Annotated in this window: 12 protein-coding genes and 1 pseudogene; 10 read left to right on the top strand and 3 right to left on the bottom strand. The window is 69.4% G+C overall.

Annotated elements, in window-relative coordinates; translation table 11 throughout:
• Positions 1-6: 6 nt before the first annotated feature.
• Complete coding sequence (locus IE273_RS16860; RefSeq protein ID WP_189815981.1) at positions 7-732, top strand: response regulator transcription factor; 726 nt, start codon at positions 7-9, stop codon at positions 730-732.
• A gap of 845 nt (positions 733-1,577) precedes the next feature.
• Here the strand turns inward: IE273_RS16860 and IE273_RS16855 are convergent.
• Positions 1,578-1,766, bottom strand: coding sequence for a DUF6328 family protein (locus IE273_RS16855; protein WP_189815980.1), 189 nt, complete (start codon positions 1,764-1,766; stop codon positions 1,578-1,580).
• 227 nt (positions 1,767-1,993) lie between these two features.
• A complete protein-coding gene (locus IE273_RS16850; protein WP_229887258.1) occupies positions 1,994-2,980 on the bottom strand; it encodes a PP2C family protein-serine/threonine phosphatase in 987 nt (328 codons plus the stop codon).
• A gap of 547 nt (positions 2,981-3,527) precedes the next feature.
• Between IE273_RS16850 and IE273_RS16845 the strand changes: the two genes are divergently transcribed.
• The 7 genes from IE273_RS16845 to IE273_RS16815 all read left to right on the top strand — a co-directional run bounded on the left by IE273_RS16845 (position 3,528) and on the right by IE273_RS16815 (position 8,546).
• A complete protein-coding gene (locus IE273_RS16845) occupies positions 3,528-3,836 on the top strand; it encodes a hypothetical protein (RefSeq protein ID WP_189815979.1) in 309 nt (102 codons plus the stop codon).
• A 102-nt stretch (positions 3,837-3,938) separates the two neighbouring features.
• Positions 3,939-4,163 (top strand): ferredoxin, encoded by a 225-nt coding sequence (locus IE273_RS16840; RefSeq protein WP_189815978.1) that lies wholly within the window; start codon positions 3,939-3,941, stop codon positions 4,161-4,163.
• Entirely contained in the window at positions 4,154-5,557 is a 1,404-nt protein-coding gene (locus tag IE273_RS16835) for an NAD(P)/FAD-dependent oxidoreductase (protein ID WP_189815977.1), read from the top strand. The genes IE273_RS16840 and IE273_RS16835 overlap by 10 nt, the downstream gene beginning before the upstream one ends.
• Before the next feature lie 62 nt (positions 5,558-5,619).
• Positions 5,620-6,888: a cytochrome P450 gene (locus tag IE273_RS16830; RefSeq protein ID WP_189815976.1), complete on the top strand. Its 1,269-nt coding sequence runs from the start codon at positions 5,620-5,622 to the stop codon at positions 6,886-6,888.
• A gap of 129 nt (positions 6,889-7,017) precedes the next feature.
• On the top strand, positions 7,018-7,182 hold the full coding sequence (locus IE273_RS16825; protein WP_189815975.1) for an alcohol dehydrogenase catalytic domain-containing protein: 165 nt from the start codon (positions 7,018-7,020) through the stop codon (positions 7,180-7,182).
• A gap of 62 nt (positions 7,183-7,244) precedes the next feature.
• Positions 7,245-7,505, top strand: coding sequence for a zinc-binding dehydrogenase (locus IE273_RS16820; RefSeq protein WP_189815974.1), 261 nt, complete (start codon positions 7,245-7,247; stop codon positions 7,503-7,505).
• A gap of 363 nt (positions 7,506-7,868) precedes the next feature.
• A complete protein-coding gene (locus IE273_RS16815; protein ID WP_189815973.1) occupies positions 7,869-8,546 on the top strand; it encodes an HdeD family acid-resistance protein in 678 nt (225 codons plus the stop codon).
• 273 nt (positions 8,547-8,819) lie between these two features.
• Here the strand turns inward: IE273_RS16815 and IE273_RS16810 are convergent, their stop codons facing one another.
• Positions 8,820-9,923, bottom strand: coding sequence for an AI-2E family transporter (locus tag IE273_RS16810; RefSeq protein WP_189815972.1), 1,104 nt, complete (start codon positions 9,921-9,923; stop codon positions 8,820-8,822).
• Positions 9,924-10,414: 491 nt separating this feature from the next.
• Between IE273_RS16810 and IE273_RS16805 the strand changes: the two genes are divergently transcribed.
• Both IE273_RS16805 and IE273_RS16800 read left to right on the top strand, forming a co-directional pair.
• Positions 10,415-11,308, top strand: coding sequence for a diacylglycerol/lipid kinase family protein (locus tag IE273_RS16805; protein WP_308437041.1), 894 nt, complete (start codon positions 10,415-10,417; stop codon positions 11,306-11,308).
• Positions 11,309-11,586: 278 nt separating this feature from the next.
• A pseudogene (locus tag IE273_RS16800) lies at positions 11,587-13,062 on the top strand (M4 family metallopeptidase); the annotation flags it as partial.
• Positions 13,063-13,191: the final 129 nt, after the last annotated feature.

Genomic DNA, 13,191 nt, shown 5'->3' with positions numbered 1-13,191 from the left:
TCGGCCATGGGCACGACTGTCGCACCGGACCGCAGCCGCCTGCGCGTCCTCGTCGTCGAGGACGACGACACCATCGGACGTCATCTGGAAGCCGGTCTGCGCAGCAACGGCTACGCCCCCACCTGGAGCCGCACGGGCGCTTCTGCCCTGACCGAGGCCGTCCGCACCCCCTACAACGCCGTGCTCCTGGACCTCGGCCTGCCCGACCTCGACGGCGTGGAGCTCGCTCGCGCCCTGCGGACCCGCTACCCCGACCTGCTCATCGTCATCCTCACCGCACGCACCGACGACATCGACGTCATCGCCGGCCTCGACGCGGGCGCAGACGACTACCTCGTCAAACCCTTCAGCCTCACCGTCCTGCTCGCCCGGCTCCGTGCCCACCTGCGCCGCCGCACCGGCACTGCTCCCGCGAGGCCGCTCCGCCTCGGCGATCTCGTCGTCGATGCCGGGGCCCGCCGCTGCTCCCTGCACGGCATCGACGTCCCGCTCCGCCCGAAAGAGTTCGAACTGCTCGCCCTCCTTGGACGCCACGCAGGGCAAGCCGTCTCCCGTGAGACCCTGATGGCCGAGGTCTGGGACGAGAACTGGTTCGGCTCCACAAAAACCCTCGATGTCACCATGGCCAGCCTGCGTCGCCGCCTCACCGAAACCGCTCAAACAGTCCCACGCCCGGCACATCTGCCCCGCATCACCACGCTCAGGGGACACGGCTACCGCCTGGAGCGCTGACGTACGCAGCCCATGGGTCCGCCGAACGATTTACAGTCCCCCAGCAGGTCGCAGCCACATGATCGACGGCTTTCGGCAGACCCGGTAAGTCCGGCACGTTTCACTCCTCGCCGGTCACCGTGAAGACGGCCGATGTCGTTCATGCTGGTCGGCCTTGCCCACGTCCCGCCACGCCCGACGACGTCGTTGTCCACGCCGACGTCCCGGCCCTCCCGCCGGGCTGGACGGCGAAGCCGTCAGTCTGCCGACTCCCGTGCGGTGCCGCATCAGTCCTCGGGCCCCGAGGGTATGGGGCCCCCGACGTGGTCGCGCGCCGGCCCCGTAGGACGACCGCCGGGCTGGGCCGCCGTCCGGCGGGTGGTCTGAGCCAGTTCTACTCGTCGGCGACGGGCACTTCGAGTCACCCCGTACTTCGATAGGGGCTCCGCCCGACCGCGACCACACCCGCCTGCGGCGTCTGACCGAGCCGGCATCCCGCACCACCTCGGCAACCGTGACCACCTCACCGCAGAGGGCATCGCCCACCCGCGCAGCCGCCCGCCACCCCCGCTCCAGCGTCCGCGGCCCTTCCACCGACGCCCGCACCGAATGCGAGCCGACGGCCCCTGCGGACACGGCCACCACCGAAGGCGTCCCCGCCGCCGGCCGGCGGCCCAGCGATGGTGGTGCCTGGCCACCGTGCCTCCGACCCCAGCAGGCGAACTGGCTCTGAAATCCACAACAAACGGACGATCACCATCCCGCTCGACAGCGTCGCTCACGCCGCGCAGACAGCGATCACCCTGCCCATCGCCGCCGCCCAGCGCATACTGCCCGCCAAAGGCGGACTCCCTCTCTACGCGGGGCTACACACCCCCGCAACCGGCATCCCAGCCGCCCGCGCAGGCGGCCACGACCGACGATCCTCTGAGGGCCCCGGCGCCGGCCGCGCCGAGGGTGACCGCGGCGACGTAGAAGGCACGGTCGAGGTTGCCGAGGCCGGTGAAGACGGGCTGGAACGCGGCGACGAGCAGGACGCCGAACAGGATCTGCACGCCGGTCTCTGGGCCACCCGAACCTCGTGCAGCAGGTCGGTCCACATCCGGTCCGCGCGTTGCTCGGCCGTCTCGTCACGCCCGCGCTGCTGATCTTCGGATTTCCTCACCATGACGTGGCTTCCCGTGCAGTGGGACCCGTCGAGGCACATTCCCGCACTCTGCACCGGGTAGACGATTTCCCGGCTTCGAATCCACGCTGGCCGTGCGGCAGGCGGACCGACAGATCAGATCATGTGCGGTGTCTTGTGCAGGTGCGCGGCGCGGTGGACCGCGATCAGGGCGGCGTCGTCGCCCAGGTGGCCTCCGGTGTAAGTGAGCAGGTCGCGGCGCAGGTGCTTGACCAGTGCGGTCGGCGGGCAGTGGGCCCAGCGGGCGACGCGCTCGGCCAGCGGATAGAAGGCACCGGAGGTGTCGCGGGCGTCGATCACGCCGTCGGTGTACAGCAACAGGGTGTCTCCGGTGTCGAAGGGCACGGTGGTCTCGGTGTGCGAGTTGGCCGAGGTGAGACGGACGCCCAGGGGCGGGGCCGCGTCGGCGGCGACCGGCAGGGGCTCTTGGCTCGGCCGCAGGGGCAGGGGTGGCGGGTGCCCGCAGTTGGTGAGACGGGCGAGGGGCTCGTCGTCGGGCAGGTCCAGGAGAAGGGCGGTGATGAAGTGTTCGCCCGTTTCGTCGTCGGTGGCGGAGAAGTCGGTGAGGTAGCGGTGGACGTGGTCGTCCAGGGTGGTGGCGAGGCCGGGCAGGCTGGGGTGGCCGGCGGCGGTGAGGCGCAAGGCGCTGAGCAGGAGGGCGGCTTCACCGACCGCGGCCAGACCTTTGCCGCGTATGTCCCCGATCAGCAGGCGGGTGGTGTGGTCGGCGCGGGTGGCGGTGTAGAGGTCGCCGCCGATCTGGGTCTCCTCCTCGGCGGCCAGATAGCGGCAGGCGATCTGTAGTGCTCCGATACGTTCCGGCAGCGGGCGCAGCAGGGCGCGCTGGGCGGCCTCGGCCACCGACTGCGGGCGGACCAGCAGGCGGCGGCGTTCGCGGACCATGGTGAACAGCACGATCAGCACGGACAGCAGGGTCAGCGCGGCGATCCGGGCCAGATGGTTGCTGGTGGTCAGCCCGCCGTGCAGGACAGCGATGAAGACCTGGGCCGCGACGGCGAGGGCACCGACCGCTGCGGTGGTCCTCGGCCCGGCGAAGGACGGCGCGAGGGCGGGAGCGATCACCAGGAGCGGCCCCCAGGTGGATGCTGGTGGGGGAGTGGACGTCGACGACCGTGATCAGCACGATCAGCGCAATCGGGATGGACACCAGCCACGGGTTCTGCTAGTCCTCGTCCACCCATCGCGCTCGCACAACCATGCATTTCACTGTGCGGTCATTTCATCCCGCCCGCATATCGCCCATTGTCACCGGGCTGCCTGCTACGCGCCTGGCAGCTTGCAGAACGCCGGTCGCTTCTGCCGCCCTCCGCTCGACATGCCGTGCAGCGCAAGCGAGACTAGGCTCTTTGGGCGAAGGCCGCAGTCGACGACACGCCCGGAGCCTTTCGCTCACAGGCTTGCCAGCCTCCCGGTCACAGCACCCGATCACGCGAATGACCCCGCGTGGGCCATGGAGAGACCGGTGAAAAGGTCGTTCCTTCAGTCTTGCTGCGGTGACACCTGAAGACCGCGCCGCACCCCGCTTGTCGAGCCCGGCGACGGCCATCCACCTCGCGCCTCCCTGACGGGACCCGCGACAGAAGATGGAGACGGAAGGGAAGGTATTCCCATGCGATCACAGCGCATTCGGCGTCTCGTCGCGTTGTCCGCTTCGGGCCTGCTGCTGACCGGTGCAGCGGCAATCGGCACGGCCGGCAGCGCCTTCGCCACGGAACACGGCAACAACAGCTCCTACGGCAGCGACCACGGCGGTCACGGCTGGTGGGGCGACGACGGCGGCTATGGCTATGGCTATGGCGGCTATGGCGGAGACTACGGCGGCTATGGCGGCGACCACGGTGGCTATGGCGGTGGAGACCATGGTGGCTATGGCGGTGGAGACCATGGCGGCTATGGCGGTGGTGGCGGAGGCCACTGACTGAGGAATTCACTGAGCGCGACGACGTGCGGTCCATCACGGGCCGCATGTCCGGGGGCGTCTTCTGCCCTGAGAAGCGCGTCTGCCCGAGGGAGGCTGCCCATGCGCATCGTCGTGGACCTGAACCGGTGCCAGGGATACGCACAGTGCGTGTATCTGGCGCACGAGGTCTTCAGGTTGAACGGTCAGGAGGCGCTCACCTATGAGCCGAATCCCGATGACGAGCGACGCCTACAGGTCGAGCGAGCAGCCGCGGCCTGCCCGGTGCAGGCGATCGTGATCGACCGCCTGGACGGCGCGGAGGGAAGCACGACGTCATGGCCTTGAGGGCAACGGTCGCGGAGCTGGTGCGCGAGTTCCGGGCGAGCGGACGGATCGTCATCGTGGGTGCCTCCCTGGCCGGGCTCCGGGCGGCGGAGACTCTGCGTGAGGAGGGTTTCACCGGTTCCCTGACCATCATCGGGGACGAGCCGTACGAGCCCTACGACCGTCCGCCGCTGTCCAAGCAGGTCCTCAAGGGCTGGGTGCCGGCCGACCACACCAAGCTGCCCCGTATGCGGGAAGTGAATGCGGACTGGCGGCTCGGGGTGGCCGCCGTCGGGCTGGACCGGGTCACCAAGCGGGTGCGTCTGGCCGACGGTGAGCAGGTGCCGTACGACCGGTTGCTGATCGCCACGGGCACCCGCGCGCGGCAGTGGCCGAACCCGGCCGAGGCCGCACTGGAGGGCGTCCACACGATTCGCTCGCGCGACGACGCCGCACAGTTGCAGAAGGAGCTTGCCGAGTCGCCGTCGCGGGTCGTGGTCATCGGCGCAGGGTTCATCGGCTCGGAAGTGGCCTCCGTGTGCCGGGAGCTCAACATCCCGGTGACCGTCGTCGAGCGGGGTTCGGCGCCGTTGGTCGGCGCGCTTGGCGGGGTGATCGGGGAGATCGCCGCGCAGTTGCAGCGCGATCACGGCGTGGACCTGCGCTGCGGGCTGGGCGTGTCGTCACTGGAGGGCGACTCCGGCGGGCACGTGCGGCGTGCGTATCTGTCCGACGGAACGGTCGTCGACGCCGATGTGGTCGTGGCCTCGCTGGGGTCGATCCGCAACGTGGAGTGGCTGGAGGGCTCCGGGCTGGCGGCAGGTTTCTGGGGCGTCGGGTGCGACGCCGGTGGACGGGCCTTCGACATCAACGGCGTGGTCACCGACAGCATCTTCGTGGCAGGGGATGTGGCGCGGGCGCCGCACGTGCTGTACGAGTACCAGTTCCTCGCCATGGAGCACTGGGACAACGCTGTTTTCGGCGCCGAGGTGGCGGCGCACAACATGGTGAACCTTGAGCCCCACTACCGGCCGCATCTGCTGCTGCCCGGCTTCTGGTCCGGGCAGTTCGGCGTCAATATCAAGTCCGTCGGCGTGCCTCCCTTCGGTGACGAGATCGTCTTCACCCAGGGGTCCGTGGCGGACCGGCGTTTCGCCGCCGCCTACGGGCGCCGGGGCCGCATCGTCGCCGCCGTGACCTTCGACCACGGCAAGTGGCTGGAGTACTACGGGAAGCTGATCGAGCGGTCCGGTCCGTTCCCGCCTCCGCCACCGGGCTGGGACCAGCCGGCCGACACCAAGCCGATGCCGGCCGACTTCCCGGACCCGAGGGTCCCGACGGCGATTCCCGACGTCGTCCTGACCGGCCATGCCCCGAGCGAGCGGACGGCCGAGTTCCGGCCCCGGCGCCACTGACCCGGCCCGCCGGGCCGAGCGTGCAAGCGGACAGCACCGACAGGAGGAAGGAGGGGAGCCTCGTGGTCGAGGAAACCCCCTGGCAACAGGCCCTCCGCTACGCCAACCGCGCCAACCCGTACCCCTTCTACGAGGAACTCCGCAAGACACCGGTGGCGCGCCAGCCGGACGGGACTTACGTCGTCAGCACCTATCGGGAGATCGTCACGCTGCTGCACGATCCCCGGGTGAGTTCCGATCCACGAAAGCGCCCCGCCCCGGCCGCGGCTCAGGCGGAGGGCTCGGGGGAGCAGGCGGCCGAGCCGATCAGGGAGGTGCTGACCGAGCCGAACATCATCACCTGCGATCCGCCCGAGCACGACCGGGACCGCCGGATGATGATGCCGCACTTCGTCGGCCCGCCCCAGGCGCCCCACCTGATCTCCGACCTGGAGCCGGACATCCGCCGCATCGTCGACGGCCTCCTGGACGACATGAAGGGCAAGAACCGGATCGACGCCGTCGACGACTTCGCCTATCCCCTGCCGGTGACGGTGATCTGCAAGGTCCTGGGCGTGCCGATGGAGGACGAGCCACGCTTCCACCACTGGGTCGAGACGGCCCTGGACGCCCTGGACTTCGGCCCCGAGGCAGCCTCCGAAGAGATCCGCAGCCGACATGCCGGAGGGCGGCAGGCCGTTCAGGAGTTCGCACAGTTCGCGGACGCGTTGCTCGACCGGTACGCCCAGCAGCCCGGCCCGGGCATGCTCTCCGCGATGGCGAACGACAACGGCCCGGAAGGGCGGATGTCCAAGGGCGTGCTCGCCAGCAACGCCCTGCTCCTGATCTTCGCGGGACACGAAACCACGGTCAACCTCATCGCCCACAGCGTCCTCACCCTGCTGCGGCACCCCGACGCGCTGGAGAAGCTGCGCCGCCGGCCGCAGCTGATCGTGCCCGCGGTGGAGGAGCTGCTGCGGTTCGAGTCGTCGGTGCAGTTCTGGCACACCCGTTCCGCCGTGGAGGACATCGACATCGCCGGCACCACCATCCCGGCAGGCGCACCGATCTTCCTGGCGTACGGGTCGGCGAACCGCGACCCGGAACGGTTCACCGACCCCGACCGGCTCGACCTCGAACGCCGGGACAACGAACACCTAGGGTTCAGTCAGGGCATCCACTTCTGCTTCGGCGCTCCGCTCGCGCGTCTGGAGGTCCAGACCGCGGTCGGTGAGTTCGTCCGCCGCGTGCAGAACCCCCGGCTGGTCGAGGACCCGCCGCCGTACCGGCACAACCAGATCTTCCGCGGCCCGCGCCACGTCCTCGTCGGCATCGACGGCATCCGCGACTGACCAGCGACGGGTAAAGGATCGCCATGCGGGCTTTTCAACTCGTCGGCTGGCGGCAGCCGCCCGAGCTTCGCGAGGTACCGGTACCCGAGCCCGGCCCGGGCCAGGTTTCGGTGAAGGTCGCGCGTGCCGGTGCCTGTCACTCCGATGCACATCATGCAGGCCCGCGGACCGCTGCCCGGCTTCACGAATCTGCCCTGCACGCTCGGCCACGAGAACGCCGGGTGGGTGGAGCAGCTGGGACCGGGCGTCACCGGGTTCACACCCGGGGAGCCTGTGATCGTCTATGGTTCCTGAGCTGCGGGGTGTGGGGCCCGGGCTCGACCGCCGGTCGTGATCGGCGCAGGCGGCCTGGGCAGATGACCATCCAGATCCTGCGCGCGCTCAGCACGGCGACCACCGTCGTCGCCGTGGACACCGACGCAGGCAAGCTGGAAACCGCCCAGCGCATGGGCGCCGACGAGGCGCTGCTCTCGGGCGACGAGGCGATCGAGCGCATCATGGACATGACGGCGCGGCAGGGCGCTCAGCTCGTGCTGGACATGGTCGGCACAAACCCGACACTGCGGATGGCCGCTCAGGTGGCCAGGATGCTCGGCGGGGGTCCCTCGCCGAACTGATGGAAGTGATCACCCTCGCCCAGCAGGACAAGATCAGGATGCTGGTCGAGCACTTTCCCCTGCAACGCGCCAACGAGGCCTTACCAACTCCTCCACGACGGCAGGATCCAAGGACGCGCCGTCATCACCCCTCACGCCTGAACGCCGTCGCCAACCCGAACGGGACACCACGACTGTGCCTGGCCGCCGGCATCGGGCCGGCCCGGCGGAAACACATCGCGGCTCCCGCAGGACGCAGGAGCTTGCCCGGAATACCTCATGCGCCACGGCCCCCTGCCACTTCCGCCGAGCGCCATGAGGCCGATCGGGTGACGATGGACATGTAGTGACGTGCCACGCTGCTCACAGAAGGAGGCAGGTGCCATGACATCTCCTTCCGAATCCCCCGGCCCCGTTCCGCCACGTGGCACCGAGCCACAAGAGGGTCCTGCGGCCCAAGGCATCGCCGCCCTGGCGAACGTGGGCTGGCAGATCCTGCTCACCATGGGCCTCGCCACCATCGCCCTGGGCGTCATCGCCCTGGTCTGGCCGGGCGAGACGCTGCGCGTCGTCGGCGTGCTCTTCGGCGTCTACCTGCTGGCCACCGGTGTCTTCCAACTCGCCGCCGCCTTCGGCACCCACGTCCCCCGGCACCTTCGCGTACTGCACTTCATCACCGGCGCGGCCTCCATCCTGCTCGGACTGGTCTGCTTCCGGGGCCCCCTTGAGTCGGTCTTCCTGCTCGCCCTGTGGATCGGCTTCAGCTGGCTGCTCCGGGGCACCCTGGAGACGGCCGCGGCGGCCTCCGACCAGACCATGCCGGGCCGCGGCTGGCACGTGGCCTTCGGCATCATCGGCACCATGGCCGGCATCGTGATGATCGTCATGCCGTTCACCTCCATCGCGACACTCACCCTGGTGGTAGGCATCATGGCCATCGTCGTCGGCCTGACCGAAGTGGTCCGCGCCATCAGGACACGCGTCGAGATCGGCCATCTGGCTGCCGGCACGGCCACCCAGCGGCGTCCCCTGTTCCACGCGCGTCCGCACCCCCAGCACTGACCGGTGGAGCCGGATCGATCGGACGCCGGCGAGCGGTGACATCGCGCCACCTCCGCGGGCCGTCGGCCGGCGCGCGGTCCTTCGCGCTCACAGTAGTGGGCGCTGCGGTGATGGCGGCCCTGGCGTCGCGCGTCGCGCCCAACTGGCGGGGCGATCTCGGGCATCGGCTCAGTCATCAGGGACGCGCTCAGGCTCCGCCAGAGCCGGAGAAGCGGAGAGGCGGATAAGCGGAGAAGCCCCTCGACCGGCGGCGGCCCGGATTCCAAGGGGCCGTCATCCGGGGGCGTCGAACCGGTCGGTGTCCTCGGGGCTGTTGTCTGTCCGTGTCGGCAGTCCCAGTGACCGACCGCCGCGGTGAGCCCAGATGTCACCGAGGACGACCTGGATGATGCCGGTGACGGGAATCGCCAGCAGGGCACCGAGGATTCCGGCGACGTCGGCGGCGATCAGGGTGGCCAGCAGCACGGTGAGGGGGTTGAGTTTCACCGTCCGAGAGAGGATGACCGGTTGCAGGAGATGGTTCTCGGCCTGCTGATAGACGATGAAGAAGATGATGGCCCCAATGCCGGCCGGCAGGGAGTGGACGAACGCCACTGCGGAGGCGACGACAGCTCCTATGGTGGCTCCCACCAGGGGGATGAGGTCGGTCACGGCGACGAAGAGGGCCAGCAGGCCGGCGAACGGCACTCCGGAAACCAGCAGCACGACGTAGGTCAGAAGCCCGCAGATGACGCTGATCAGCAAGTTGCCGGTCAGATAGCCGTTGACGGTGCGGGCACACGCGGCTCCGACGCGGCGTATGCGGGCCGCAGGCGCCTCGTCCACGAGGGCCAGGGACCGGTCTATGGCCCTGGGGCCCTCCAGCACCATCAGATAGGACAGCACGAAAATCGTGACAGCGCCTGCCGCGGTGCTCGCGGCGCTGCGGAGGAACTTCGCGACGGGCGTGCTCAGTCCGGTGGCGAACGCGTGGATCTGCGCCTGATGGTGCTGGACATACCGCAGAGCGTGCGTCCGTTCCAGCAGGTTACCGACTGGCCCGCGACCGGCCTGGGCGTCTCTGATCATCGCGGGCAGACGACCGGCGAACCGGCTTCCCTCCTGGGCCAGGGGGATGACGAACAGGGCGATCACCGCGCCGATGACCGCGGCCGTGGCCAGGAAGACCAGCAAGGCGGCCACCGACCGTCGGCACCGCGGCACCCGTCGCTGCAAGGCTTCTACCGCAGGATGAAGGGAGACGGCCAGGAACAACGCGATGACCGCCCAGATCAGCACCCGGCGAGCCTGGACCACCAGTTCGAGGACGGCGTAGGTGGCGAGTACCAGGCCGATGGTGGCGAGGATGGTTCGCACCGGAACCGGACGCGTCGCCATGGGCATCGGGTGCCCAGCCCCGGTGACGGGAAAACGATGAGATCTCTCCGCCCGGTGCGCGATGTTTCCCGGCACTGTCGTACGTGACCCCGTCTGATTCGCGCTGCGGTGATGAATGGTTCGGCCGTCCCCCAACGGATCGCCACCGAGGCTGCCGCGTCCATCACGTCCTGGGCGTCCTCGCCCGTTCGGCTGGCGCTGGAGAAGGCCCCGGTCGGACCCTCGACCGGGGAGACGGCGTCGGCTCGGCGGTGGTGAACGCGTTAGGGGCACCGCCGCACCCCAGGTGCGGATCCCCACGCCGAGTTGCACGCTGATGCCGTAGGCCGTAACTGTCGAAGGAGTGTCATGGTGGCGGTGGCCGTAGGCGCAATCGCCGGACCGCCGGTCCGGTGGGGGACGGAGCCGTCAGCCGCGGGCGTGACCGCGGCGAACCCGCTGTCGTCAGTGAGACGCGTTCGGCTGACGCACGCGGCCTCAGGGTACGCGCCGTGACCGAGAACGCGCCGCGGCCGACGACCGGTGCGCGGCGGCCCTGTCTGATCGTGAATCCGCGTTCGGGGGGAGGAAAAGCGAGCCGGTTCCGGATCGCGGAACGCGCCCGCACGCTCGGAGCCCAGGTGGTCCTGATCGATCCTTCCCTGCCCCAGGACCTGGCGACGGTCGCCCGACGCGCGGTGGACGACGGTGCGGATCTGCTGGGCGTGGCCGGCGGAGACGGTACACAGGCGCTTGTCGCCGAGGTGGCCGCGGAGAGCGGCCTGCCCTTCGTGGTCATTCCGGCGGGTACCCGCAACCACTTCGCCATGGATCTCGGCCTGAACCGTGAGGACCCGTCGGCCGCGCTGGAGGCCCTCACAGACGGCGTCGAGCTGCGCGTGGATCTCGGGTACGCAGGCGAGCGTGCGTTCGTCAACAACGTCTCGTTCGGTGCTTATGCCGCCCTGGTGCAGGACCCGGCTTATCGGGACGACAAGCTGGGCACGGCGGTACGCGTCCTTCCGGACTTCCTGGCCCGCCACGAGGGCCCGAAGCTGGTGGTCCGCACCGGGCTGCTCACCGTTGACGGGCCGGATGCCGTGCTGGTGAGCAACAACCCTTACCAAGTGGATGACCCGGCCGGGCTCGGCAGGCGTGCGCGCCTCGACTCCGGTCTCCTGGGAGTACTGGCCGTCAGGGTGGAGACGCCCGCCGAGACGGCCACGAGACTACGTAGCCGGCAACCCCACGGCCTCACTCGTCTCGCCACGCCCGACGACATCGTCGTCTACGCCGACGTCCCGGCCCTCCCCGCCGGGCTGGACGGCGAAGCCGTCAGTCTGCCGACTCCGGTGCGGTGCCGCATCAGCCCCCGTGCGCTGCGGGTATGGATCCCCCGGGTCTGAGCCAGTTCTAGGCGTCGGCGATGGGCGCGTCGGTCAATTCGCTCGACCGAGCGGGCTGACGTGGCTGCAAGCAGTTCAGAAGAGAACACGTCTCCTGGTCGAAATCGCCCACGTTCTGATTGGGTGGTGTGAAGGCGCTGCTCAGGCTGTTGAACGTGTCGCCCCCACAGGCGGGTCGATACGGTGCGCAGACGCGCCGCTACTAGGGTCTGTTGTGAAAGTGCTGGTCACAGCAACTCGTTGATGGCTGTGACCAGCACTTTCACAACAGGCCCTAGGACACCTTCGGCCGCAGCGGCATCAAGAACGACGGCCAGGCAGCCTACTCCCGCGTGCACTACGGCAACGCGTACGCCAACGCGTACTGGGACGACAGCTGCTTCTGCATGACCTACGGCGACGGCACCGGGAACAACGACCCGCTGACCTCGCTGGACGTCGCCGGTCACGAGATGAGCCACGGCGTCATCTCCAACACCGCGGGCCTGAACTACAGCGGTGAGTCCGGCGGTCTCAACGAGGCGACCTCCGACATCTTCGGCACCGGCGTGGAGTTCTACGCCAACAACAGCTCCGACCCCGGTGACTACCTCATCGGCGAGAAGGTCGACATCAACGGCACCGGCGCCCCGCTGCGCTACATGGACAAGCCCAGCAAGGACGGCAACTCGGCGGACTACTGGTCGTCCTCCCTCGGCAACCTGGATGTGCACTACTCCTCGGGTCCGGCCAACCACATGTTCTACCTGCTGGCCGAGGGCAGCGGCACCAAGACGATCAACGGTGTCACCTACACCAGCCCGACCTCCGACGGCGTCGCCGTCACCGGCCTCGGCCGCGACGCCGCCCTGAAGATCTGGTACAAGGCGCTGACGTCCTACATGACGTCCAGCACCAACTACGCCGGTGCCCGCACCGCCGCCCTCAACGCCGCGGCCGCGCTGTACGGCACCAACTCCGCCCAGTACGCGGCCGTCGGCAACGCCTTCGCGGGCATCAACGTCGGCAGCCACATCACCCCGCCCAGCAGCGGCGTGACCGTCACCAACCCGGGCAGCCAGTCCTCCACCGCGGGCACCGCGGTCAGCCTCCAGGTCCAGGCCACCAGCACCAACAGCGGCTCCCTGACCTACAGCGCCTCCGGCCTGCCCACCGGCCTGGCCATCAACGCCTCCACCGGCCTCATCTCCGGTACCCCCACCGCGGCCGGGACCTACAGCACCACCGTCACCGTGAAGGACTCCGCCGCCGCCACCGGCACCACGACCTTCACCTGGACCGTCAGCACCAGCGGCGGTGGCGGCGGCTGCACCTCGACCCAGCTCCTGGCCAACCCGGGCTTCGAGTCAGGGGACACCGGCTGGACCGACAGCGGCGTCATCGACAACGACACCCGTGAGCCGGCCCACGGCGGCTCCTGGACGGCCTGGCTCAACGGCTGGGGCTCCGCACACACCGACACTCTCTCCCAGCCGGTGACCATCCCCGCTGGCTGCAAGGCGACCCTGACCTTCTACCTGCACATCGACACCACGGAGAGCGGCAGCACCGCCTACGACAAGCTGACGGTCACCGCCGGCTCGAAGACCCTGGCGACGTACTCGAACGCCAACGCGGCCTCCGGCTACGCCCTGAAGACCGTCGACCTCTCCTCGCTGGCGGGCCAGACGGTCACCCTGAAGTTCACCGGCGTTGAAGACGCCTATCTCGCGACCGACTTCGTCGTCGACGACACCGCCCTCACGACCAGCTGATCACGTACCCGCCGGCACGGTCCCGCGCCCGCTGCCCGGCACGGTCCCGCTCCCCTCTTCGGGTGCGGGACCGTGCCACGTCGGCTGAGCGGGGCCGCAGTGGCATTGACCTATCACGGCCCCCGATTT

Origin of the sequence: Streptomyces olivaceoviridis (genome assembly GCF_014650115.1) — a bacterium.
Classification (GTDB): domain Bacteria; phylum Actinomycetota; class Actinomycetes; order Streptomycetales; family Streptomycetaceae; genus Streptomyces; species Streptomyces olivaceoviridis.
Note: the sequence above shows the minus strand (reverse complement) of the source record. Positions and strands in the feature narration are given on the sequence as shown.